Source organism: Acinetobacter haemolyticus, from assembly GCF_003323815.1.
GTDB classification, from domain to species: Bacteria; Pseudomonadota; Gammaproteobacteria; order Pseudomonadales; family Moraxellaceae; genus Acinetobacter; species Acinetobacter haemolyticus.
The window spans coordinates 2,523,923-2,547,547 of the sequence record NZ_CP030880.1; the positions used below are offsets into that span (position 1 = coordinate 2,523,923).

Consider the following 23,625-nt stretch of genomic DNA (forward strand, 5'->3'; position numbering starts at 1 on the left):
TATTTATCCCTCCTTATTTAAAAGCATATAATCGCCTCGATATTAATTTATGAAAACCAATATTTAAGGCATATCTCTAAATTTAGTCAGTGATTGATGTGCAGGATGCTCAGCAGGTAATAATTCCATCAGACGCTCAACGGCATCGATTGCTTCAGGAAAATGAGCCACGTGTTTCAATAGTAAATCCGTTTCTGTGGTTTTAAAAATCGCATCACTCAAACGCGACTCTAAACAATCTCGCCATGCACATAAAAATGGGCTTTCAGTTTTAGCGAGAAAAACACCTTTATATAACTGTAATGCAGAAGCCACATATCCAGAATCAAGTGCTTGTTCAGCCAAAAGAAAATCTGCTTCTACATCTGCCAATAGACGGTATGGTCTTGAACCTAGCATTCCACCTAAGATATCTCTCAGTTGCGACATTTCAGCTTTTAAAGTGCCGATACTCACTTTACGTTCACCATATAAAGCTTGATGCAATTTTTCTAGATTTAAGCCATTTGGACACAATACCAATATTGCCAAAATCTCAATTTGGCGTGGCGTAAGCACCAGCGATTTACCATTAAAGAAAATCTGCGGTGTCGAAAAAGCACGAATGTATAAATGTTGTCGTTGCTGTTCGATCAGTGCCGTTTGAATAATCGAGGCGCAACGTTCGACAGCTAATACGCCTAAACTATTGTGCTTTTTCCATGTAGTCGATAAATCCACTACGCCTAAGACTTGCTTAGAATACGGATCAATGATCGGTGCGGCATAACAAACCCAATCATGAATCGACTCCATATAGTGTTCATTTGAAAACACACAGCTGGATTGTTGCGTTTTAAGTGATAACGCTAAGGCATTGGTACCGACGACCTCCTCTGCCCACTGCCCACCCGCGATAAAATGTACCTTTTCAGCAGCACTTTGCATTTGCGTACTTGAAGCTGTCCATATAATGGTACTTCCAACATCCCCCACAGCGATCACCATCGATGACTGCGCTGCAATATGACTTAACTCGTTAGCACAAGCATTTAAAGCCTTATCCAAACTACTTGAATTTTTCTTATTTTGATTGAGTAAAGGTGCTGCAAGGCGCTCTTTTGGAATTGAAGACGATACAGATCGCTGCCAAGAACTCGCAATACTCTGCTCTAGTTTCTCAGCGCTTTGGGGAGACAAACTATTTTGTTGCTTTAACTGATCAATAGACTGTCTTTGCCGTATTAGCTCTTGTTTTGTAAACATTTGTGTATCCCTCACACTTGAGCATGGTTTCCAACCTTTCTCCAACCTTCACCGATCTATCCTAGTGAAATAGCGTACAAAAGTACCTTATACCAAAGCTGTAGATGCTTAAGATCAATTATAAGCAAAGGAATATTTATATGCGTTACATCGATCCGAATCAACCTAATTCAAAAGTCCAGTTTAAACCACAGTATGAAAATTTCATTGGTGGTCAATGGGTCGCTCCTACTAGAGGAGAATACTTCGATAACGTTTCGCCTGTCGATGGCAAAGTGTTTACAAAGATACCGCGTTCTTCTGTCGAAGACATTGAACTGGCACTAGATGCAGCACACAAAGCTAAAGCAGAATGGAATAAAAGCTCTCCAACATTCCGTTCAAATATCTTACTTAAAATTGCTGATCGCATGGAAGCAAACCTTGAAATGCTTGCGGTGGCAGAGACTTGGGACAATGGAAAACCTGTTCGTGAAACCTTAGCAGCGGATATTCCATTGGCAATTGACCATTTCCGTTACTTTGCAGGGTGTATCCGCGCACAAGAAGGCGGCATTTCAGAAATTGATGAAGATACCATTGCCTATCATTTCCATGAGCCGTTGGGTGTGGTCGGCCAAATTATCCCATGGAACTTCCCGATTTTGATGGCAGCTTGGAAACTTGCTCCTGCGCTTGCGGCAGGAAATTGCGTGGTTTTAAAACCGGCTGAACAAACTCCAGTTGGAATTTTATTGGTTCTCGAACTCATTCAAGATCTTTTACCAGCAGGTGTGTTGAACGTCATCAATGGCTATGGTGCTGAAGTCGGTCGTCCTCTCGCAACCAGTCCACGTATCGCTAAAATTGCATTTACAGGTTCAACCCAAGTTGGACAGTTGATTATGCAATATGCGACAGAAAATATTATTCCCGTCACACTCGAACTGGGTGGTAAATCTCCGAACATTTTCTTTGAAGATATTATGGATAAAGAAGATGATTTCCTAAATAAAGCGCTAGAAGGCTTTGCCATGTTTGCCTTAAACCAAGGTGAAGTATGTACCTGCCCATCTCGTGCCTTGGTTCAAGAAAGCATTGCAGATGCATTTTTAGAAAAAGCCATTGAGCGCGTCAAGCGAATCAAGGTAGGACATCCTTTAGATACTGAAACCATGATTGGTGCTCAAGCTTCCCTTGAACAACAAGAGAAAATTTTACGCTGCATCAGTACAGGGCGTGAAGAAGGTGCTGAGCTGTTGACAGGCGGTAGTGCGAGACAAGAAGTTGGTGAAGGTTTCTATATCGAACCAACAGTGTTTAAAGGTCATAACAGCATGCAAATTTTCCAAGAAGAAATTTTTGGTCCTGTGCTGTCAGTAACGACATTTAAAGACTTTGATGAAGCGATTCAAATCGCAAATGAAACTATCTATGGTCTGGGTGCAGGTGTTTGGGCTCGTTCTGCGCATACATCATATCGTGCAGGTCGCGCGGTAGAAGCAGGTCGTGTATGGACCAACTGCTATCATATTTATCCTGCACATGCGGCATTTGGTGGATATAAAAAATCAGGCATTGGTCGTGAAAACCACCGCATGATGTTAGATCATTATCAACAAACCAAGAATCTTTTGGTGAGCTACTCAACCAAACCTGCTGGATTCTTCTAATTATCCATTTCATTCCTCAAAAAAAGAGCAAATGTTATTTCACATTTGCTCTTTTCATAGGTCAATTATAATTTTCGCCGCCAATTAACTGGTCAAACTGAGTTCCTGTGACCAAGTTGATTTCGGCTGTTGATGTAGATGCCAACACACTTGAGCAATCGATTGCATCAACTTTTGATCCTGATCATCCCATTTTTCTAATGTGCAGTAAGCCACATGAATTCCTTTAGGATGAAACTCTCTTGCCAATGACTGTGATAAGGCTCGAATACTGGCAAACATACTCATCGTCAATAAATCTGCTTTCTTTTCCGCACCCATTGATCTTGCACCAAGGAAAATCACTGTTCCATGTTGCTGTTTAAGCATGTTTGCAATCATAGCTTGCGAAATACTGACTGCATTTAGACCTGTAACTTGCCAATAGTTTTCAATCATTTCAGAAGATACAGTATTGATATGATCAGTACACCCAAACTTCGGCTGGATAATACATAATTCAATCTTATAGCCCTGTTGTTGAATACATTTGACTAAACTTTTTAATGAGCCACTCAGCAAGACATTCAATCGAATAATAGTGCTTTGATTTTCAGAACTGATAATTTTTAAATCGTGCTGAGATGGATCATGTGTCACTTGAAAAATATGCAGTGGATGATCTGAATCAAGATTGATAAAGGCTTGGCTCAACAACTCAATATTTTCACCAAAGACTACCATACAGGGTTGAGCATTTTGTGATGATTTAAATAATCGTCCTAACTTATTCATCTTAGAAGCGCTCCTGATACGGACGTAAATCTAATTCATGTGTCCATAAATCATTGCTCTGCTGATATAACATTAAATAATTATCTGCAATTGCCTCGATATTTAATCCGCCTGTACCACGCGTTAATCTTGCTAAACGTCCAAGTCCAAATAAGGCTTTATTAACGCGATCACCATCGACCATGCCATCCACCACAACATGTGCAATATGTATATTTTTCGACCTATATAGACTTGCTAAATTAAGTGCATAAGCACGTAATGCCGATTTACCCATGGTAAATGCAGCAAAAAACGGTTTGCCGCGCATCGATGCGCTCGCACCTGTGAAAATCAGAGTTCCTTTTTGTTGCTGTTCAAAAATCTTCAAACAAGACTGCGAAACCAAATAAGCAGACAAAAAAGTCGAGCGCCACATTTTTGAGAAAAAGGATAACTGCGTTTTTAAAAACAAAGATGGAATATTGCCACCCACATTATGAGCAACAACTTCTAGCTGTTCATTATTTGCAATGATCATGTCAAATAGAGATTGAATCTGTTGATCATTTTCGGCATCTAAACAATAAGCGACAGCACTCCCGCCTTGCTCAGCAATCGTTTGAGTCACTGCTTGTAATTTATTGAGCGTTCGTCCTACCACATAAACCTTTAGACTAGATTGAGCAAAACGTCGTGATACAGCAGCGCCTATCCCTTGTTCTGCCCCGACTCCAACGACAACAGCGACTCGCGTACTCATATCTGTTTTATCCAAGCAGAAATATTTGAATAGCTGTTAATTTTTGCTCCCCACACTTTACTGGTTCGAACAATCTCTAAAAGCTGTGAAGCAACTGCAATATCGGCCACTGTTTTTTGCTCCCCGACTAACCAACCCTTAGCACTCAGCACCAGCTCTATACGTTCTAAATGACGAATAAACTCTGCTTCAATATCGGCTTTTGCCATACGTCCTGTGCCTTGCATTTTCAGTTGAAAACTGAGTGCGGACTTCAACAAAGGTTTCATTAAAATCACTTCATGCTTCGGACGACCTTGCGCACTGATTGCTACAGCATGATCTAAAGCATCGGCATCACTCACTCGAAAGTGGATCTCATAGAAATACAATAATTCATCTGCCCAGTCTTCCCACAACTCAGCATAAGCTTTTTGTATCGGATCTAGCGGATAAAGAAGTGGTAAGTCAGGATAAGCTTCATCTAGATAACGTGCGATACGGGTACTGTCTTGAATACGCTGTCCATTAATATCGAGTACTGGCACTTTTCCGACCTTACTCAACATTGGCACTTTAGCCCCCAACACACCGTTATAATTGATGGTTTCAAATTCAATCCCTTTAAATTTCAACATTCTTGCTACTTTTTGACAAAAAGGTGAAATTTCCCACTGATGTAAAGTAACCATTATTTTTCTTTCCTTTGGGTTGATGTTTTAATCACGATCAGATTAGTCACGCCGATCAATATACTCAATATAACCACGTCCCTGCGTAGCAACTCCTGATCTACTACCATGCCAGTGATATCCACCAACATAACCAGTCGCTAGACCAAAAAGCATTGGCGTATCGACAGTAGCTTGGATATCGAAAAGTAAGTTTTTATGCTTATCGATGACTTGCCATCTAAATGTTTCAGGTAAACTCATTAAACTGCCATCTTGTCCCTGAGCGACTTCGGCTTGTAAACTCAAGACTTCAAAATGTACGTCTGCATCTAAATGAACTGCTGTTCCATCTGCTTGTCTTAACATCGCAAATGCTGCAATCGAGTGGTCTAAAACAGTCACGTAACCCAATAAGAGCTGTGTGGTTGCATCAATTGTCAAAACTTGATAGGTAAAAAAATCTGCTGGGATCTTCAACCATTTTGGAATGGTTTTATTCAATGGATAAGCCAATGAAGGTGCTTTCCAATGTTCCCACGTGGCTAAACCTGATACCTGTTGCGTCTGATCCTGATAGGTAATTTCACCCTGATAATTCATCAACAGACTCATGTGCTGGTAAATCGCACTGTGAGCAAACCAAGAATTGGCACCTGTAGCTGTAAGCTTTAAATCAACAGCAAAATCCTCCCTACGACTTATCAATCGAAAATGAGGATACTGTCCTGATATTTCTGCATTCTCACCAAATCTAATTAAATTATGTTGTGGATCGAATTGCATATCATGCTGGATCGAATAGCTCGAAAACGCATTTTTATTTGCTAAAGCCGTACCATGGACCAAAACTGCTGTATTGAGTGGTCCATCTTTGGGATCAACGAAAGCATCAGCATCTACCACTTTTAATCCAAGCATGCCAAGAATTGAAGCAAAACTTAGAAAATAATGTGGTGCAGGCAAATCAGCAATCATGATGCCAAAATGAGTGCCTTTAAATGGAAAAGGATTATTAATGGCTTGATAAAAATCTGGGCTCGGGTACGGAATATTTTGATTCGGACGAGCAACACCCATGATTCGCCCTAAACCCTTTGTCAATAAACCGATGGCATGATCTTTAAACCCACGATTAGTTTTACGACTATTTGGCAGCATTCGCCCTGTAATCGTAACTGGAATATGTGATTGAATTTGTTTAGACATCATTTTTATTCTCAATTCATCAAAAACGCTTTATTTATCTTTTAACAATTGAATTGCTAAATTGAAAAAAGAAGGTTTTTACACCTTCTTTTTTAATTGATTATTTTTGACGAATAATCATATTAGTCGCTGTTGCATGGGCATACAATTTACCTTCTTCATCTCGAAGATAGCCCTCTGAAATGACTAAGTTACGCCCAAAATTGATCACTTTCCCTTCAGCGATGAGTTTCTTATTAAACGGCATTGGGCGACACATTTTGATTGCTAAATCAGTCGTGCCGTATCCTTCACCTGCTGCCAATACGGTATAGCACGCGCATCCTGTGACAGAATCGAGTACTGTCGCAGCAAAACCACCATGCACACCACCTAGTGGATTGGTATGACGCTCATCTGCCGTCGCAACAAAAACGATACGACCAAACTCAACCTCCCCAACACCGTCCATCCCCATGGTTTTCGCAATACCCGGAGCTGGCACTAAGCCTTGCTGAAATGCTTGCATAAGTTCTAAACCAGTCATATTTGATGGATTCATACCTGTTACCTATCTGATGAAAAAACTAAAGATTTTTTTTAATGAATAAAGGTCGATTGTTCTGGAGACAAACCAATTTTTATTTTGGTTTGCGCCACGATTTCAGATTCATCTGTATCATTCGGATGAAAATCAAAGCGGTAATAATCTAAAAATTTTGGAATAAAAACTTTATATTTTTCTCTACCATGATGCATAAATTTACGCCAAGAATTTAAATTAAATAATTGACGATCACGTTTTAAAAGTACCACCTGATATAGCGTCGACATCACCGTAATCATGGCTAAACTAAAGGTAAAAATAGCAATACGAGGAATATAAGCATCTAAGCCCTTACCATACAGATATTCATACATATCATAGGCAACTGCTTTATGTTCAGTTTCTTCGACACTATGCCATAACCATAAATTGCGGATGGTTTCATCTGTCATTAATTCGTTCACGTCTTTCATCATTTCCACCACCAAAACGGCGGTGTAGTGTTCTAGACCAACGGTGACCAATAAATTCCACTTTTTAGGAAAAGTACGTTCAATCGCTTTTAGAACAATACCTGTCATTTTTTCTAATGATTCAGGGTCTAAACCATATTGCTGCGCACTCTGATGAAAGGCATGATGCTCTTTGGAATGCATCGCTTCCTGACCAATGAAAGCTCCAATATCACGATCAAGCTGCTCATTATTTTTAACCTCAGCTCTTAAAGCTCGAACTGAACGGACGAAATAAGACTCACCTTCTGGAAATAGCGTAGATAAGCCAGTGAAATAATGCGTAAAAGTTGGCTCGTTATTACACCAATACTTAGGCATATCCTGAAACTCATAGTCCATACGACGTACTGGAAATGATGCAGGTGTTTTTTGCTTTGATTTTTCTTTCAACACTGACGACATTGCTGTTCACCTCAACAGTTTTAGCTAAATTCAACAAGTTCCAAAAAAGAACTTATAAGGCAAAATAGCTACGTAGTGTGATCTTGTCAATGTCGTTCATATCTTAAACAAGCAACTTGTCCTGAAATGACAGTCTCATTCCTCAAAAGATAAAAGACTAAAAGCTTTTGTAATAAACCACCGATCCACTAATCCTGTGTCAATATATTCCATCCCATACGTGGGCCAAACGCGACCAGTGTTTTAATTAATCCTTTAATGGCTTTAGGTTGCTGACCACTGCTAATACGGCGAAATTGAGCCGCATGCCAAGCCAGTTGTAGATAGGCATCTACAGGTTTATAGCCAAGATGGGGAATTATTGCTGGTTCTTTTACAGACTTTCCTGCCAATAGTTGTTTGGCTAAATCGGGTTGCAACGCAAATGGTCGTGCCAAACCAATCAAATCCACTGTCCCTTCTGCCACAATCCTATTCATCAATTCAACATTGCGTAATCCACCTGTGAGCATCAAAGGCAATTGACTGTTTTTACGTAATGCAGTTGCATAATCAAGAAAGTAGGCATCTCTTTGTGCTTGGCGTTCTGGTGCATAACCAAGTTGCGCAGGCGATTCGTAGTTACCTCCTGAAACTTCGAGTAAATCAATTGCTTCTGCCTCTAATGCCAAGGCGATTTGTAATGATTCCTCTTGAGTCAAACCGCCTTTTTGAAAATCAGCCGAGTTTAATTTGACACTTAAGATTTTATTTTTACCAATTGCAGCTCGCACAGCGCGAACAGTTTCAATTAACATTCGTCGTCTGTTTTCAGGATTTCCACCCCATTGATCAGTACGAACGTTGGATAAAGGTGATAAAAATTGTGATAACAAGTAGCCATGTGCGGCATGGATTTGCACGCCATCAAAACCTGCTTTTATTGCTAATGCAGCGGTATTGGCAAAACGTTGAATCTGCTCCAAAATTTCTGTTTCACTCATTGCACGCGGCATACGAAGCAGCCTCATCATGGGTAAATCCAATCCAACTGCGGAGGGTGCGATCGGTTTTTTTAGCAAGGGTAAAACGGCAACTCGACCAGGATGATTAATTTGCATAATGATCTTGCTGCCATTCGCCTGTGCAGCTTGCGCCCATAATGTGTTTGCCTGTAAGAATCTTTCATCTTCGAGGACCACATTTCTAGGCTCAACAAAGGCACGATCATCGATCATGACATTGCCTGTGATTAACAGCCCTGTACCACCTCTCGCCCATGCAGCATAAAGTTGTTGCAGGTCAATGGTTGGCGAACCATGTCGATCAGCCAACTGTTCACTCATCGCTGATTTTGCAATTCGGTTTGGAATGCTGATACCACACGCCAATTTAAGTGGTTGTTGCAAAGGGCTAAGCGTTTGCGTTTGTGATTTTTTCATCGAATAGACCTATTTATAAAATGATGACTAAGCTTAAATAATTTGATATTTGCGTTTTAACTGTTCAGCCATCACTCGGTTATCGTGTTGCCATGGATGGAAGTCGAGCGCAAAAAAATCGAAATAATCTTGGCTGATTTGACGTACAAGTCCGTTTCGCCCAAATAAAAAACGTAAACCTACATTCCAATTTTTCAAATTTGTGCTTTGTCCAGAATGCTTCAATAACTCTAGCGTGCCCCTACTGGTAATGAACATAAAGAAAAATGTAGTTTCAAGCATGACCAATCTTAAAAAATAAGGACGATTGACCAAGGATTGATAAACATCAAAAGCCACTGCTTTGTGCTCAGTTTCCTCAATGGCATGCCATGCCCAAATTTTGCGTAAACCCAGATCAAATTTATCTAAATCTTGAGTATTTTTACTGATAAAGTAATCCGCCATTATTGCAGTGAGATGTTCCATACATACGGTTGAAGCCAATTGATGTGCAGGACTAAAAGTCTGTTGCATCATCTTATTCATTTTCTTGAAACGTTTATAAATTCGATCAATCGGATAACCACGTTTTCGCATCAAATCATTTAACTGATCATGCTCTTTGCCGTGATGTGCTTCCTGACCAATAAATGCCCTGACCTGTTTTGATAAAATTGGATCTTCAATCTGCGATTGATAATTACGTACACTATGAATGAATTGCCGCTCTCCATCTGGAAAAGCACTGGACAAAGCCGCTAAAAAGCAGGTTAAAAATGCATTGTTTGCAAACCAAAACTCTGGAATTTCATCTGAGAAAGTTAAATCTAAACGCCTAACTGGAAAGTCGATACTTGCCGAAATCTGCTGAGGCGTTGGTTTTAAGCCTCTAGGATTGATCGTATTTGTAAACATCGCTGATCCTCACTCTATAAAACACGTGGATTAAACTGACGCATCAGAAAAAGTGGTGTTCTAAAACGTGGAAGTTGAATTGGTGGAATCAAACCACCCGATAAATCACAACGGTGAATACGTGCGTCAACGACCTCACCCAAGCCCATTTCATGCAATGGATCGTGCTCTGTACCTGTATAGCGTAACTTCATTTCGACTCGGCGTACCTCAATCGGATGCTCTTTAGGTGTGAATCGAACTTCTCTAGGTAATGCCAAACCCAAACCGCCCGTGATATTACGATGAGGCAAGCCTAAAATCGGTGGCGCATGAGCAATAACATCTCCAAGCTTTGCATTCATTTCAATGAGTGTCGTACCACGACGAGAGGCTTTTGCGAGAATACGAGTGCCATCATTTTCCCAAGCAATTTCGCCTATTTTTTTGGGATAACCCAATAGCTCACGTCCGATAATCATGGCGCGATCATCATTCAAAATCATCCACGGGCAAAAAATGCCTATTTTATTACCCACCTGAATATGTACGAATAAACCTGCTTCATGGTAAGCCCCTGTATATACATTTTCTGGAAAGTAAGCACAGAACAAATCTGCTCTGGCAGGTTGTGCCAATTTCATACCTGATGGCAGCCAGCGTGCCATTTTCTTTTGATCAACTTCCACGACAGCCGTCAGGTATTGGGCATTGTGATAGAGTTTTTTGCCGAGGTTTGCCAAACCAATCGGTGTACTCAAATCATGGATTAGTTGTCTCATGCTTTTAACCTCGAAAATACTTGTTTTAATATCGGTAATAAAATGATGCGTGGCGTATATCGGCCTCCCAAAGTTTGTGCTTGGGCAATCAATCCCGGAATCACAATTCTTCGATTACATGCCATCCCTTGAATCGCTTCTTTGGCAACACGCTCTGCTGTCACCCATACTAGACTTCCGCCTATACCATCAATGTTTGAGATACCTGCAACCTCATTGAACCCTGTGATCGTGGGACCCGGAGCTAACAATGTACAAGTCACACCTGTTCCGTTTAACTCGCTATGTAAAGATTCAGCAAATGAATTTGCAAAGGCTTTTGTCGCTGCATACGTTGCATTTGCAGGCGTTGGTTGATGACCTGAGGTAGAACCAACAATCAGAATCGCCCCACTTCGGCGTTGAATCATGTGAGGAAGTACAGCCAATGTTAAATCCTGTACGGCAACGACATTCACCTCGGTTTCCTCTCGTTCACGATCAGCATCCAATTCATGCAATCGACCAAAAGTGGCAAACCCTGCGTTATTACAGAGAATGGAAATATCCATTTTTTCTAATTCTTTTCGAAAGATAGTTCTTTGTTCACGATCAGCTAGATCACATGGTCGTAAGTTGACTTCTACTTGATATTTTTCGCGCAAAGCCGTCGCAAGTAGCTCTAATTTATCCACTCGTCTTGCAACTAAAATTAATGAATAACCACGTGCTGCGAATTGCTTGGCAAGTTCTTCACCGATTCCAGATGAAGCACCCGTAATCACTACAGGAGAATCTTTTAATGGATGAGGTAAGCTCATTAGCAATACTCAAATCAATACAATGATCTGAGTATCCAAGAGATAAAACTTGAGCGTGAGATGCAGTTCAGACATACTACCAATCATTTTCGGCCAACGAATAAATAGAAATGAAAGATCCATATGGACTATCAAAAGCCAGTATCCCTATTTCTTATGCCCATTTATTACTCGAGATCATGGTCGAAAAAGGGTTTTCTGCATCCGAGATTTTACATCTCAGTAAAATACCTGTAACGCTACTCAAGCAATTAGATGCTCGCATCACACCTATGCAATGGTCAAAACTGGCATGGGTCAGTCTGACACTAGCGAAAGATCTGGGTTTAGGATACGAATATGGATTAAAACTTAGACTGACTGCACATGGCCCAATGGGATATGCATTGATGAGTAGTTCGTCATTGCGCAATGCCATAGAACTTGCAACCCAGTTTTTTAATATGCGATTAAAAGACTATAAAATTGATTTTTATGAAGAAAACCAAAAATCAATTATTGAAATACAACAAACCCACCCAGTTGTAAGCCAACATCCTGAACAAGCTGAAATATTAAGACGCTTTTTCTATGAATGTTTGATGATTGGTGTTGTTCAAACTGCTCAAGCCTTAGCTGAACATGATTTATCTAATGTGGAACTTCAGGTTGACTGGTCTGAACCTATTTATCATCAAGATTTCTTATCACAATTACCCAAAGTACGTTTTAATCAAGAAAAAAACCAAATTTGTTATTCTTCTGAGACCATAGATTTGCCTACAAAAATGGCGGATCAAAGTGCATTTCTATCGGCACTAGCCCAGTGCGAAGCTGAACAAATCCGCTTTTCAGCACGAATTCAAGATATTGCTTTGCGCGTCCGAGCAGAATTAGTACTGACACCTCATAAAGGCTATCCATCTTTAGATTTGGTTGCACAACGTTTGCATATGTCTAATCGGACATTAAGAAGACATCTCAACGAGATTGGCGCTTCTTATCTCAGTTTGTTAGATGAAGTAAAATATAAAGAAGCGACAAGACTTTTACTGAGCAGTGATATGGAAATACAAGAAATTGCGCTGTATTTAGGATATATCCAACCTGCTAATTTTGCCCGTGCCTTTAAAAAATGGAGTGGTATGTCCCCTATTCAATTTCGGAAGCAAACACCATAACGCCATTTCTAACCACTAGAGAAGACATAAGTATAAATCAACTCAACCGAGTCTGTATGTTGAGCAACAAACCTAATCTAAATTTAGCATTGCGACTTGAAAAATAAAACACAGGAACAATATAGAGGTATAAGCGCATATTTTGCTCGATGGTTAGAAATTAAGATTTAAATTTTAATGATCTATGCTATGATTGCGCTGTACTTTGGGGGTGTCTCTGGCTTCGACGCTGGTGATGAAACTCATAGATGCATGCCGAGAGCGCATTTTCTCTCGTAAATAAAATTTGCATTTTAATAGTCGCAAACGACGAAACTTACGCTCTAGCTGCCTAAGGGCAGCTTGTCCGCTTCCTAGAATACTTGTGGTCTAGGAACCCGACCGAAGCGCACGCACACAAGTCCGTATAGAGTCAAGCCTCGGGGCTTTATACCAAACTTAGAGGATCGCACTTTGTACCCTGTTCGTCGGGTCACTAGGTGTTAAAACAATAGACGATATCTAAGCATGTAGTATTCTCGAGTGTAGTGCTGGCGGACGCGGGTTCGACTCCCGCCACCTCCACCAAAATACCGTAAATAAAAAAGCCACTTACTAAAGTGGCTTTTTTATTGTCCGTAAAATGCCGCAAACATATCTAGTACCCGACTTGAATTTTTATTAATAGACAACCAAACCGTTAGATTGCTTCGCTGCATGACATTAATTAATCCAAGTAATATAAAATCTCACCTACATTAATGCGGTGCTGGTCCGCCAGTCATTTGTTTCGGTTTAGGACTTAACCAAATCAAAATACTGGCAAATGCAAACACAATAGCCAGAATCATAAATACATGATTGGCTGAGATGGTAATGGCCTCTTTATCTACCAAATTTGCAATCATGCCTAGAGTTGCGTCAGGAGAAAACCCATTTTGCATCAAAGTATTCTGTACGTCCTGTGGATGTAAGCTATTGACCATTTCACTACGCGCAACTTTGGCATGATCATCCCAAATCGTGACAGCAATAGACGCACCGATTGCTCCTGCCATCGTTCTTAAAAAATTCATTAAACCTGCTGCAGATGCCATTTCTTGTGGCAATACTGAACCCATCGCAATATTGGACAGAGGAATAAAGAAGAATGGTACGGCAAAACCCTGCAAAATCTGTGGCCATGCCAACGCCATAAAATCGGCATCTGTGACCCAAAATGCGCGCATCAAAGTCACGACACCTAGCAAGGCTAAACCAAAACTGGCTAATGCACGTGGATCGTATTTCGTTGCCAGTTTTGCCACAATCGGCGACATGGTTAAACTACCAAACCCCATAGTTGCGGTCAGATAACCTGCCCATGTAGCGGTATAGCCCAAGTTGATTTGTAACCATTGGGGAATTAAAACAATACTGCCAAAAAATGAGCCAAAGCCAAAGGCTAAAGCAAGTACAGAAATGCTAAAACCACGATGCCGGAACACATATAAATTTACAACAGGATGCTTTTCGGTCAACTCCCAAATCATGAACACGATGAAACCGATTACGGCGACTAGAGCAAGCATAATAATACTGCTACTGTTAAACCAATCTCGCTCATGTCCAAGATCAAGCATCAACTGCAATGCTCCAATCCACAGCACCAATAAACCTAAACCTATCGCATCAATCCGTAGTTTTTCAGTTTTGGTTTCAGCCACTTTTAATAAACGACTTGCAGCAAATACACAGAAAATACCGACAGGAATATTAATAAAGAATATCCAATGCCAAGACAAATTATCACTAATTAAACCACCAAGAATAGGCCCTAAAATCGGCCCAACCACGGTCGTCATCGCCCAAAGTCCCATGGCTTGTGAGTGCTTTTCTGGTGGAAATATCCGCATCAACAAAGTTTGGCTCAAAGGCATGAGTGGACCACCACACAATCCCTGTCCGATGCGGAAAAACACCAACATTTCCAGTGAAGTCGCCAAGCCACAAAGGAATGAAAAAATAGTAAAACCAATTAATCCAAAGACAAAGACACGAACAGTACCAAAACGTCCTGCTAACCATCCCGTTAAGGGCACACAGATCGCTTCCGCAACAGCATAAGAGGTAATCACCCATGTGCCTTGTGAGCTGGAAACAGCCAAATTCCCTGTAATATGTGGAACTGAAACATTGGCAATTGTGGTATCTAAGACCACCATAAAATTTGAAAGTGCAATGACAAAAGCAGCAAGCAGTAAGCGCCCACCACTCAGTTCAGCAAAAGGATTTTGAGTTTTCATAGCTGATTACTTTGATGCGAGATCAATATCCGCTTGCATCGACAACCCCACCCTCAATGGATGTTCAGCTAGTTCTTTAGGATCTAGCGAAATTCGCACAGGCAAACGCTGTACCACCTTAATCCAATTACCTGTTGCATTTTGAGCTGGAATCAAAGCAAAAGCAGCCCCTGTACCACCTGAGAAACCCTGCACTGTGCCGTGATAAACCACATTACTCCCATACAGATCGGAGGTTAAAGAAACCTTTTGCCCTGCTTTTACTTTGGCGAGTTGGCTTTCTTTAAAATTGGCATCTACATATAAATCAGAAACTGGAACAACTGACATCATCACGGTACCCGGCGCAACACGTTGTCCAATCTGAATATTACGGCGCGCGATCACTCCATCAACAGGCGCACGAATCACTGTCCGCTCTAAATCAAGTTGTGCTTGATCGACATGTGCTTTTGCCACAAGAACGTCAGGTGTTGAAGCCTCATTTACACCTTGAATCAACGCTTCATTTGCAGCAAAAGTACTTTCGGCAGCTTTACGACTCGAAGTTGCCTGAGCCAAACCTGCTTGTGCCAACTCAAGGCTCGCCTTCGCAGTTGATACCGCGCTTTGTGCCTTGCTCAATTCTTCCTTTGAAATTGCTCCCGTAGCAGCCAACTCATTACGGCGTTTGAGTTCTAATGAAGCACGGTCATAATCTGCTTGAGCTTTGGTGACTTGTGCTTGTGCACTACCAATTTCGTCATTACGCACCACCACTTGCGAATTTAGAGAACGACTATTGGCTTGGCTTTGTTTGTACTGACGCTGTGCTTTGGCTAGTTCAGCTTGAGTTTGCGCTAACTGAATTTTGGCATCACGCTCATCAATACGAACCAATACATCGCCTTGTTTGACCTGTTGCGTATCTTTGACGAGTACTTCAGCCACTTGCCCACTCACCATTGAGGTGACCTGTGCAGTTTCTGCACCGACATACGCATTATCGGTACTGACGGAATGATTGAAAAACAATGCCCAAATCGCATACAAAATGGCAGCGAGGATCAGAATAAGCATAAAAAAACCAAGAAATTTCTTACGCTTTGCTTTCATAGCATCATCTGTTGCAACATCTGCACCTATATTCTGCTGATTTGCTTGGGCATCATTCATACGTTATTCCTGAAAATTAAAACGACTTTTTAACTTTTGGTTTAATCAGCCGATCAGCTTAATTTGGGAAACTTAACTGAATGTTAAAACTGAACTCAAAAGGCATATAAGATGCTTTAACAACTTTGAAAATCAGCAATGCCACTGCAAAAACTTTAAATTATTAGTATTTATAATTATTTTTCGTATATTTCTTAGTATTAAAAAAAGCACCACAAGACGCTTTCATATTCAATTTCGAACTTAGAATGCATAAGATGCGATAGCCGTTGCAATCGGTTTCTCTTCATCATTGACCATAGTCATTCGCATCGTACATCCCTTACGCCCTAGACGTAAGGTTTCTGCGCGAGCAATAAAATATTTACCTCGACCAGGCGAGAGGTAATCCACTCGCATATCTACTGTCGCGAGACGTGATACCTTTTTAATCGTATCTGGTAGATCTTCAGGTGATGCACGACGGTAAAGTTGCTCCATCGCAACGACCCCACCGATACTGTCTAACATGGTTGCAGCCACACCACCATGCAAAATTTGGAATGCCACATTGCCGATCAATTCAGGCTGCATTTCAAAATACCCTTCAATCTGATCATCAACAACTCGCATGACCATGCCACTGTATTTAAAAAAAGGACAGGCATTAAATGCTTTACAGAGCTGTTTCAAGACCACGTCATGATCGGCTTTTGCACCTAATTGAATATTTCCAGTCCAGTTTTTCTTTACATCATTCATACGCTGCTAACATCCAAGGGAACGATAAATACCCCATTATTTTGCACAAATCTAAAATTATGGGGCTACAATAGCTAAGTTTTTTAATTGATCTAAGCCGCTAAGCTCTCCCTAGCATGACTTAAATAACTCAATTATTCCTATAGTGTAATACTGAACATCGAGATTGTTATGACTTATACGTTCAATCGTCCTGCTTTTCCTGCGACTCGCATGCGCCGTATCCGTAAAAATGACCAACTTCGTGCAATGGTCAGTGAAACACAACTCACTGCCAATCATTTGATTTATCCAGTATTTGTACTGCCAGGACAGCAACAAACTCAAGACATTCCAAGCATGCCAAATGTGCAACGTCTATCTGCTGATTTATTACTCAAAAAAGCAGAAAGCTTATTAGAACTCGGCGTTTCAAAACTGGCACTCTTCCCTGTTACCCCCCAAGAAGATAAAAGCTTAACCGCAGAAGCGGCATGGCATGAAGATGGTCTAGTACAAACCACTTGCCGTTTATTAAAAAAAGAACTACCAGAAATGGTGCTCATCACAGATGGCGCACTTGATCCTTATACAACACATGGTCAAGACGGTATTATTGACGAGACAGGTTATGTCTTAAATGATGAAACTGTTGAATGCTTAGTTAAACAAGCACTCAGCCATGCGGAAGCGGGTGCAGATGTAGTTGCCCCAAGCGATATGATGGATGGACGAATTGCTGCCATTCGCCAAGCGTTGGAACAAAATGGTTTTATTTATACCAACATCATGGCGTATTCAGCAAAATACGCATCAAGCTTTTATGGTCCATTCCGTGATGCAGTCGGTTCTGCAAGCAACTTAAAAGGTGGTAATAAATATAATTACCAAATGGATGTGGGCAACCGTGCAGAAGCATTGCATGAAATCGCGCTTGATATTCAAGAAGGCGCAGACATGGTGATTGTCAAACCGGGTATGCCTTATCTGGATATCGTTCGTGAAGTGAAAGACACTTTTGGCGTGCCAACCTTCATCTATCAGGTGAGTGGTGAATATGCCATGCTTGCAGGTGCGATTCAAAATGGTTGGTTATCTGACAGTGTGATTTTAGAATCATTGATGTGCTGCCGTCGTGCAGGTGCAGATGGTATCTGGACCTATTTTGCTGAAGAAGCAGCGCGTAAACTGAAAGAGATGAAATAGAACTCCACTTATGCATATTGCCATCATTGGTGCAGGAATTAGCGGCTTAATGACTGCACTTGAGCTCGTTGAACAAGGCTGCTCCGTCGATATTTTTGATCAACAACAAGCTGGTCAGGCCGCATCATGGGCAGGCGGTGGCATCCTCTCTCCGATGTATCCATGGCGATATGCACCTGAAGTGAATCAACTTGCCAAATATGGCAAATCACTCTATCAATCATGGAATGAAAAACTATCCCCGATCACAGGTATCGATTTTCAAATCCACAACACCGGTATGTTGATCTTCGATCAAGAAGATTTTCAGACTGGATTAAATTACGCAAAACAACACAATGAACCGATGCAACAATGTGATCTGCTCAATCGCATACAACTCGAAGCTGTAAATCCACATATTTCAAAACAGTTTGATCAAGCAATTTACTTTCCTCAACTTGCCAATGTTCGCAATCCTCGCTTATTACAATCTTTGATTCATTATTTAAAGCAACATCCTTGCGTTCGCTTTTTTGAACATTGTACCGTCGAGAAGCTGATCATTAAAAATAAAACCGTTCACGGTATAGAAACTGAAGATCATCAACAATATTTTGCTGATCAGGTGGTACTCACTTCGGGCGCATGGAGTAATTATTGGCAACAACAAGTTCAGCGAAAGATTCCTGTACATCCCGTCCAAGGTCAGATGCTACTGTTTAAAACCCCTGAAAACTGGCTCCCCACCATGTGTATGAATCGCGTCATGTATCTGATTCCACGTCAAGATGGCCATGTTGTCTGTGGATCAAGTATGTCTGAATGCGGATTTAGTACAGCCGTGGATGCACAAACCCAACTAGATATTTTATCTGCTTGTTTAGAAATGGTACCGGAGTTAGCACAATTCCCGATCGTAAAACGCTGGGCCGGTTTACGCCCAAGTTCACCACATGGCATCCCCTACATCGGTGCGATGCCTGAGCTGAGTCGTCTTTGGGCAAATTTCGGACATTTCCGCAATGGGCTGTGTATGGGGGCAGGATCAGCAAAACTCTTGGCGCAGCTCATGTTAAACCAAAAAACTTTTGTTGATCCACACGCCTACTCACCTGACCGATTGGCATATGCTCAATTAGCGATCCATGAGAATCTGAGTTAAGGCATCTTGTAAACTTGGATAATTAAATCTAAAACCATGTGTCAATAAGGCTTGGGGCTGGACATATTGCCCGTTCAAGATCAACTGAGACTGTTCACCCAAAATGATTTCAAAAACACATTTTGGCATAGGAATAAATGGCTTACGTTTTAATAACCTAGATGCTGTTTGCATAAATTGCTGCTGATTTGTCAACTCAGGTGAAACCACATTATAAATTTTTTGAGCACTATCTAGATGCATCAAAAATAAAATTGCATCTAATACATCTTGGATATGCACCCAGACAACAGGTTGTTGCCCTGTACCAATTTTTCCAACCGTATTGAGTTTAATTGGCAAAAGCATTTGCGGCAAAATGCCTCCACCATCACCAAAAACAACGCCTAAGCGGATAATTTTAGTATTTTGCTGTCTAAATTTAAGTGCTGTTTGTTCCCATGCCTGACACAATTCAGACATAAAAATCGCTTGTCCGGGGGTATTTTCATCACAGATTGCAGTCCATTGTTCGTGTGGATCAATCCCGTAATAACCAATCGCTGAACCTGAAATAATGCACTTTGGATAAATATTTTGATGCTCTAACCAGTCATACAGCCGCTGCGTCATGTTGACTCGACTTTCAATCAATTGCTGTTTACGTTTTTCAGTCCAACGCTTTTCACCGATATTTTCACCGGCAAGATTAATCACATAATCTATTTCGGAGGTAGTTATTTGTTCTAAATCATTGATCCATCTAAGCTGGGGATGTTGAGATACTTTTTGCTTTTGTCGTGTTAGTGCGATCACATGATATTGCTGTTCCAACAAAAAAGGTAAAAGATGAGAGCCAATAAATCCACTCGCACCTGTTACCAACACCGTCATTTTTTGCATGGTACGACCTACTTAGCATAATACTCATTGTAAATAGCTATAGCAGAATATCGAGGAATTACAAGTCAGCTTAAACTAAGCAAACATTTTAGCCGCCATACGTTGCGCTTGTTTACCATAAAACCAATAGGTGATCAGATATAATGGGATGGCTAACATCAACCACATGGCCAAAACAGTAAGTAAAAACTTGGGTTGTTGTAAATACAATAAGAAATTTTGCCACACTTGAGGATCTTTACGGGCAAAGAGAAACAGTCCACCAAGTAAACCAATTAAGTTATATCCCCAAAAAATCAGAGAGAAAACCAATGTAAAACGTTTCTGCTCTTGAGCTGTTGGTGCACGGCGCTGTTGCCTTAAAAACTTGAATAAAACTAAAATGATCGCAATCAAATAAGGCATTGCGGTGAGGATACCGCCTATACTATTCGGTAAAAATGCTGCCAGTACGCCTGTGAGCAAAGTCAAAACCAAACAAATTATAAAAAACCATAAATAATACAAACGCAATGAAATCATACAGATAACCTTATAAGATTGGTTTCGAAAAATAATTATAAGTTTTTTTCAATTTTTTTTCATTTTAATGTCAACCAAAGCCAAACTCATGTCGTTATATAGGGTATAAGGTCGCAGCAACCGACGAACATTGCACGGCATCCGCAGTTTTTTTCGGTGACCTTTCATTATGACTCTCCATCTTTAACAATGGTTTTGTTAGCAGCCAGAACTTTTGATAAAGATTTTGACCGACGATTTCTCATCACTCGAATCGTCGGTTTTATTTTGCCTGTGATTTGAGTTTGATCAAATATTAGCAACATACATTTTGATCAACGCCCCCTCATCATCTCTGACATTTGTTAAGAATGCCCAATTACACTTTTCATAAAAATCGTCGAGGTCTGTCACCAGATAGAGCGTTTCAAATCCCAAGGTTTTCGTTTCCGCTCGGGCAAAATCCAACAGCTTTCTGGCGATATTTTGCTTTCGATACGCCGTTTCAACGAATAAAGCGCACAGATTCGGACTAAGGTCTTTCCGATCATGGAAATCATTGTCAATTATTCCAGCGCCTGCAATGATCTGCCCTGTATCACTTAGAATTACATACCATTGTGGGATGCTGTTTGGCTGTTCAATCGAAGTTCGGATGCTGTCCCGATAGACTTCTACAGGTATCTCCCATTTATCCGAAAACCATATCGCCGCTAGTTCGAGCAACTCAGGATTATTCGCTAATTTAATAATATTCATCAGGGTCAAATTAATCTCTTTTAAATACTTTAACAATAAACCATTATCGACCTTTAAACTGCGGCAAACGTCTTTCAAGCATCGCCCGAACACCCTCTTGAGCATCCTCAGATTCAAATAATGGTTTGAGGTAATTATCCATTTTATTAAAAGCAACTGTTTGTCCTAGAGTCACGCCATCTGTTGCCGAAGCTAACAAAGCCCGCACAGCAAGCGGCGCAGCAATACAAATCTCTTTAGCAACTTCGATTGCACGCTCAAGTTGATTACCTTTTTCTACAACCTCAGAAACAAGATTCAACTCATTGGCTTTTTGAGTATCAAAGGTTTTACCTGTAAGCAAATAAGGCATGGCTTTTTGCCAACCAGCTGCCTGTACAAAACGAACCGTCGCACCGCCAAAAGGCATAATTCCACGTAATACTTCGAGTTGACCAAACACAGTATCTTCACTGGCAATCACCACATCGGCATTCAGCATTAACTCAACACCAGCGGTATAGCAAATACCCTGTACCGCGACCACAACTGGTTTGGTTCTATGTCGACCACCGACACCCCAAGGATTGATTTGCGCTTCTTCAAAATTAAAAATCCCATGTGGAATTTTAGGTTGTAATTCCACTAGGTCTAGACCAGCAGTAAAATGATCACCATGCGCAAAAATGACAGCACAACGTAATTCAGGATTATTCTCATATTCTGTTAATGCTAAAGATAAATCCTCAATCATATGGCTATCAAAGGCATTGCGTTTTGCCACACGATCTAAACCGATCAACATAATATGATCAAAAATTTCACGGCTTACTTTTCCCAAGCTCATTTTCTATTTCCTGTTATTAAATTAATTGGATACCAAACTAGTTGATCGTTTTAAAATGATCAAGCGATATCTTGTAGCTACTTTCTGCTTGGCTAAGCTCTACTTTTTTCTTGAATACGTGCTACCTTATTCGCATTCATTTTATTATTAGATTCACTTATGACCGTGCGTTTTTTTCATACGTCTGACTGGCATCTGGGGCAGTTTTTTTATAACCATTCCCGCCACTACGAACATGAACAATTTCTTGCATGGTTACTTGAGCAAATCAAAATTAAACAACCACATGCTTTACTCATTGCAGGTGATATTTTTGATGTGATCAATCCGAGTTCACAAGCACAGAAACAGCTTTATCAATTCCTTGCCGATGCGCATGATCTTGCACCACAGATGCAAACATTGATGATCGCGGGAAATCATGACTCAGGCTATCGCATTGAACAAGTAGAACCCCTACTTGAAAAATACAATGCCAAAACAGTCGGAGTGATTCGCTGGAATGAAGATAAAAGCTTAGATTTAGATCGTTTAATTTTGCCGATTTATGATGAGCAAAAACAGATTGTCGCATGGTGTATTGCCCTGCCTTTCTTACGTTCAGCTGAAATCACAGGCTTTAATGAACACACGACTAATAGTCAAAATGCGATTGCTTATCTGCATCAACATTTAATCGCTGAAGCAAAACGCCGTAAAATCGATAATCAAGCTTTAATTCTGATGTCACATGCGCATATGCAAGGTGGTGAAACCTCAGATTCTGAACGCCCAATTATTATTGGTAATGAAGAGGCGCTTTCAACCACGCTGTTTGACGACGAGATAAATTATGTGGCTTTAGGGCATCTGCATAAACCACAAAAAGTCGGACATGATCACATTCGTTATAGTGGCTCTCCGATCCCTTTATCATTTAGTGAAATTAACTATAAACACCAAGTGCTTGAAGTCACGATCGATCCCATTAAAACTGAAAATCAAGTTGAGTTTGAAGCAATTGCCATTCCGCGAGCGATTCAATTACACAAAATTAAAGGTGAACTCAATGACGTCATGCAGCGACTCAAAAATCTGCCACAGGGCCTCATTGAATGTATAGATCATCGTGAATATGTTGATATTGAATATCACACAACCACGCCTCCTCAACCGAATCTTAGACAACAATTTGAAGATGCCCTGCCTAAAGAGCGTTACCGTTTAGTGCGGATTTCACGACAATATTTATCTAATGAAACTAATGCTGAGAGCGAATCAAAAATCAGTTTAGAACCACCAACACCCGAAAAACTGTTTCAACAAATTTGGGAGAAAAAAGGCTACAGCGCTGATGATGAAGTCACCAAAGACTTTTTAAGCTTAGTTGCTGAAGCACAGAAAAAACTTGAAGATGATCAAACAGTTTAAGGAT

23 protein-coding genes and 1 other RNA gene are annotated in these 23,625 nt (G+C 40.6%); 6 read left to right on the forward strand and 18 right to left on the reverse strand.

Annotated features, from left to right (window positions below):
• Positions 1–63: 63 nt before the first annotated feature.
• Entirely contained in the window at positions 64–1,245 is a 1,182-nt protein-coding gene (locus tag DS737_RS11515) for a helix-turn-helix domain-containing protein (RefSeq protein WP_005081650.1), read from the reverse strand.
• 140 nt (positions 1,246–1,385) lie between these two features.
• Between DS737_RS11515 and exaC the strand changes: the two genes are divergently transcribed.
• Positions 1,386–2,897, forward strand: a complete 1,512-nt coding sequence (exaC, locus tag DS737_RS11520; RefSeq protein ID WP_113997578.1) for an acetaldehyde dehydrogenase ExaC — start codon at positions 1,386–1,388, stop codon at positions 2,895–2,897.
• An 84-nt stretch (positions 2,898–2,981) separates the two neighbouring features.
• Here the strand turns inward: exaC and DS737_RS11525 are convergent, their stop codons facing one another.
• From DS737_RS11525 to DS737_RS11570, 10 genes are all read right to left on the reverse strand, one after another.
• Positions 2,982–3,671: a Rossmann-fold NAD(P)-binding domain-containing protein gene (locus tag DS737_RS11525; RefSeq protein WP_005081642.1), complete on the reverse strand. Its 690-nt coding sequence runs from the start codon at positions 3,669–3,671 to the stop codon at positions 2,982–2,984.
• Between the two features lies 1 nt (position 3,672).
• Positions 3,673–4,413: an SDR family NAD(P)-dependent oxidoreductase gene (locus DS737_RS11530; protein WP_113997579.1), complete on the reverse strand. Its 741-nt coding sequence runs from the start codon at positions 4,411–4,413 to the stop codon at positions 3,673–3,675.
• The gene (locus DS737_RS11535) at positions 4,410–5,084 is read right to left on the reverse strand and encodes a glutathione S-transferase family protein (protein ID WP_113997580.1); all 675 of its coding nucleotides are present in this window, start codon (positions 5,082–5,084) and stop codon (positions 4,410–4,412) included. The genes DS737_RS11530 and DS737_RS11535 overlap by 4 nt, the downstream gene beginning before the upstream one ends.
• A gap of 42 nt (positions 5,085–5,126) precedes the next feature.
• Positions 5,127–6,275, reverse strand: a complete 1,149-nt coding sequence (locus tag DS737_RS11540) for a DUF6670 family protein (RefSeq protein WP_113997581.1) — start codon at positions 6,273–6,275, stop codon at positions 5,127–5,129.
• A gap of 97 nt (positions 6,276–6,372) precedes the next feature.
• Positions 6,373–6,813, reverse strand: coding sequence for a PaaI family thioesterase (locus DS737_RS11545; protein ID WP_113997582.1), 441 nt, complete (start codon positions 6,811–6,813; stop codon positions 6,373–6,375).
• Positions 6,814–6,851: 38 nt separating this feature from the next.
• Positions 6,852–7,715, reverse strand: coding sequence for a metal-dependent hydrolase (locus tag DS737_RS11550; RefSeq protein ID WP_113997583.1), 864 nt, complete (start codon positions 7,713–7,715; stop codon positions 6,852–6,854).
• Positions 7,716–7,903: 188 nt separating this feature from the next.
• Positions 7,904–9,136 (reverse strand): NADH:flavin oxidoreductase/NADH oxidase family protein, encoded by a 1,233-nt coding sequence (locus DS737_RS11555; RefSeq protein ID WP_113997584.1) that lies wholly within the window; start codon positions 9,134–9,136, stop codon positions 7,904–7,906.
• A gap of 33 nt (positions 9,137–9,169) precedes the next feature.
• Positions 9,170–10,033 (reverse strand): metal-dependent hydrolase, encoded by an 864-nt coding sequence (locus DS737_RS11560; protein ID WP_113997585.1) that lies wholly within the window; start codon positions 10,031–10,033, stop codon positions 9,170–9,172.
• 14 nt (positions 10,034–10,047) lie between these two features.
• Positions 10,048–10,794, reverse strand: a complete 747-nt coding sequence (locus DS737_RS11565; RefSeq protein ID WP_113997586.1) for an acetoacetate decarboxylase family protein — start codon at positions 10,792–10,794, stop codon at positions 10,048–10,050.
• A complete protein-coding gene (locus DS737_RS11570; RefSeq protein ID WP_113997587.1) occupies positions 10,791–11,594 on the reverse strand; it encodes an SDR family NAD(P)-dependent oxidoreductase in 804 nt (267 codons plus the stop codon). Before DS737_RS11570 ends, DS737_RS11565 begins: the two co-directional genes overlap by 4 nt.
• A gap of 110 nt (positions 11,595–11,704) precedes the next feature.
• Between DS737_RS11570 and DS737_RS11575 the strand changes: the two genes are divergently transcribed.
• A complete protein-coding gene (locus DS737_RS11575; RefSeq protein WP_113997588.1) occupies positions 11,705–12,754 on the forward strand; it encodes an AraC family transcriptional regulator in 1,050 nt (349 codons plus the stop codon).
• 207 nt (positions 12,755–12,961) lie between these two features.
• Positions 12,962–13,321: a transfer-messenger RNA gene (ssrA, locus tag DS737_RS11580) on the forward strand.
• Between the two features lie 170 nt (positions 13,322–13,491).
• Here ssrA and DS737_RS11585 read toward each other — a convergent pair.
• The 3 genes from DS737_RS11585 to DS737_RS11595 all read right to left on the reverse strand — a co-directional run bounded on the left by DS737_RS11585 (position 13,492) and on the right by DS737_RS11595 (position 16,914).
• On the reverse strand, positions 13,492–15,018 hold the full coding sequence (locus tag DS737_RS11585) for a DHA2 family efflux MFS transporter permease subunit (protein WP_005081610.1): 1,527 nt from the start codon (positions 15,016–15,018) through the stop codon (positions 13,492–13,494).
• 6 nt (positions 15,019–15,024) lie between these two features.
• Positions 15,025–16,173, reverse strand: coding sequence for an HlyD family efflux transporter periplasmic adaptor subunit (locus tag DS737_RS11590; protein ID WP_113997589.1), 1,149 nt, complete (start codon positions 16,171–16,173; stop codon positions 15,025–15,027).
• Between the two features lie 243 nt (positions 16,174–16,416).
• Positions 16,417–16,914, reverse strand: coding sequence for a thioesterase family protein (locus DS737_RS11595; protein WP_004638231.1), 498 nt, complete (start codon positions 16,912–16,914; stop codon positions 16,417–16,419).
• A 171-nt stretch (positions 16,915–17,085) separates the two neighbouring features.
• Between DS737_RS11595 and hemB the strand changes: the two genes are divergently transcribed.
• Positions 17,086–18,099, forward strand: coding sequence for a porphobilinogen synthase (hemB, locus tag DS737_RS11600; RefSeq protein WP_004638230.1), 1,014 nt, complete (start codon positions 17,086–17,088; stop codon positions 18,097–18,099).
• Positions 18,100–18,109: 10 nt separating this feature from the next.
• Positions 18,110–19,243: a glycine oxidase ThiO gene (gene thiO / locus DS737_RS11605; RefSeq protein WP_113997590.1), complete on the forward strand. Its 1,134-nt coding sequence runs from the start codon at positions 18,110–18,112 to the stop codon at positions 19,241–19,243.
• Here thiO and DS737_RS11610 read toward each other — a convergent pair.
• From DS737_RS11610 to DS737_RS11625, 4 genes are all read right to left on the reverse strand, one after another.
• Positions 19,217–20,125: a TIGR01777 family oxidoreductase gene (locus DS737_RS11610; protein ID WP_113997591.1), complete on the reverse strand. Its 909-nt coding sequence runs from the start codon at positions 20,123–20,125 to the stop codon at positions 19,217–19,219. The genes thiO and DS737_RS11610 overlap by 27 nt on opposite strands.
• A gap of 75 nt (positions 20,126–20,200) precedes the next feature.
• Positions 20,201–20,647: an ABZJ_00895 family protein gene (locus DS737_RS11615; RefSeq protein ID WP_004638226.1), complete on the reverse strand. Its 447-nt coding sequence runs from the start codon at positions 20,645–20,647 to the stop codon at positions 20,201–20,203.
• A 288-nt stretch (positions 20,648–20,935) separates the two neighbouring features.
• Entirely contained in the window at positions 20,936–21,385 is a 450-nt protein-coding gene (locus tag DS737_RS11620; RefSeq protein ID WP_113997592.1) for a GNAT family N-acetyltransferase, read from the reverse strand.
• A 43-nt stretch (positions 21,386–21,428) separates the two neighbouring features.
• Complete coding sequence (locus tag DS737_RS11625; RefSeq protein WP_113997593.1) at positions 21,429–22,211, reverse strand: crotonase/enoyl-CoA hydratase family protein; 783 nt, start codon at positions 22,209–22,211, stop codon at positions 21,429–21,431.
• A 159-nt stretch (positions 22,212–22,370) separates the two neighbouring features.
• Between DS737_RS11625 and DS737_RS11630 the strand changes: the two genes are divergently transcribed.
• A complete protein-coding gene (locus DS737_RS11630) occupies positions 22,371–23,621 on the forward strand; it encodes an exonuclease SbcCD subunit D (RefSeq protein ID WP_113997594.1) in 1,251 nt (416 codons plus the stop codon).
• Positions 23,622–23,625 lie beyond the last annotated feature (4 nt).

Bases quoted from the DNA above. Each gene is read 5' to 3' on its own strand.
- DS737_RS11515 (WP_005081650.1), bottom strand. From the start codon at position 1,245: ATGTTTACAAAACAAGAGCTAATACGGCAAAGACAGTCTATTGATCAG.
- exaC (WP_113997578.1), top strand. From the start codon at position 1,386: ATGCGTTACATCGATCCGAATCAACCTAATTCAAAAGTCCAGTTTAAA.
- DS737_RS11525 (WP_005081642.1), bottom strand. From the start codon at position 3,671: ATGAATAAGTTAGGACGATTATTTAAATCATCACAAAATGCTCAACCC.
- DS737_RS11530 (WP_113997579.1), bottom strand. From the start codon at position 4,413: ATGAGTACGCGAGTCGCTGTTGTCGTTGGAGTCGGGGCAGAACAAGGG.
- DS737_RS11535 (WP_113997580.1), bottom strand. From the start codon at position 5,084: ATGGTTACTTTACATCAGTGGGAAATTTCACCTTTTTGTCAAAAAGTA.
- DS737_RS11540 (WP_113997581.1), bottom strand. From the start codon at position 6,275: ATGATGTCTAAACAAATTCAATCACATATTCCAGTTACGATTACAGGG.
- DS737_RS11545 (WP_113997582.1), bottom strand. From the start codon at position 6,813: ATGAATCCATCAAATATGACTGGTTTAGAACTTATGCAAGCATTTCAG.
- DS737_RS11550 (WP_113997583.1), bottom strand. From the start codon at position 7,715: ATGTCGTCAGTGTTGAAAGAAAAATCAAAGCAAAAAACACCTGCATCA.
- DS737_RS11555 (WP_113997584.1), bottom strand. From the start codon at position 9,136: ATGAAAAAATCACAAACGCAAACGCTTAGCCCTTTGCAACAACCACTT.
- DS737_RS11560 (WP_113997585.1), bottom strand. From the start codon at position 10,033: ATGTTTACAAATACGATCAATCCTAGAGGCTTAAAACCAACGCCTCAG.
- DS737_RS11565 (WP_113997586.1), bottom strand. From the start codon at position 10,794: ATGAGACAACTAATCCATGATTTGAGTACACCGATTGGTTTGGCAAAC.
- DS737_RS11570 (WP_113997587.1), bottom strand. From the start codon at position 11,594: ATGAGCTTACCTCATCCATTAAAAGATTCTCCTGTAGTGATTACGGGT.
- DS737_RS11575 (WP_113997588.1), top strand. From the start codon at position 11,705: ATGAAAGATCCATATGGACTATCAAAAGCCAGTATCCCTATTTCTTAT.
- DS737_RS11585 (WP_005081610.1), bottom strand. From the start codon at position 15,018: ATGAAAACTCAAAATCCTTTTGCTGAACTGAGTGGTGGGCGCTTACTG.
- DS737_RS11590 (WP_113997589.1), bottom strand. From the start codon at position 16,173: ATGAATGATGCCCAAGCAAATCAGCAGAATATAGGTGCAGATGTTGCA.
- DS737_RS11595 (WP_004638231.1), bottom strand. From the start codon at position 16,914: ATGAATGATGTAAAGAAAAACTGGACTGGAAATATTCAATTAGGTGCA.
- hemB (WP_004638230.1), top strand. From the start codon at position 17,086: ATGACTTATACGTTCAATCGTCCTGCTTTTCCTGCGACTCGCATGCGC.
- thiO (WP_113997590.1), top strand. From the start codon at position 18,110: ATGCATATTGCCATCATTGGTGCAGGAATTAGCGGCTTAATGACTGCA.
- DS737_RS11610 (WP_113997591.1), bottom strand. From the start codon at position 20,125: ATGCAAAAAATGACGGTGTTGGTAACAGGTGCGAGTGGATTTATTGGC.
- DS737_RS11615 (WP_004638226.1), bottom strand. From the start codon at position 20,647: ATGATTTCATTGCGTTTGTATTATTTATGGTTTTTTATAATTTGTTTG.
- DS737_RS11620 (WP_113997592.1), bottom strand. From the start codon at position 21,385: ATGAATATTATTAAATTAGCGAATAATCCTGAGTTGCTCGAACTAGCG.
- DS737_RS11625 (WP_113997593.1), bottom strand. From the start codon at position 22,211: ATGAGCTTGGGAAAAGTAAGCCGTGAAATTTTTGATCATATTATGTTG.
- DS737_RS11630 (WP_113997594.1), top strand. From the start codon at position 22,371: ATGACCGTGCGTTTTTTTCATACGTCTGACTGGCATCTGGGGCAGTTT.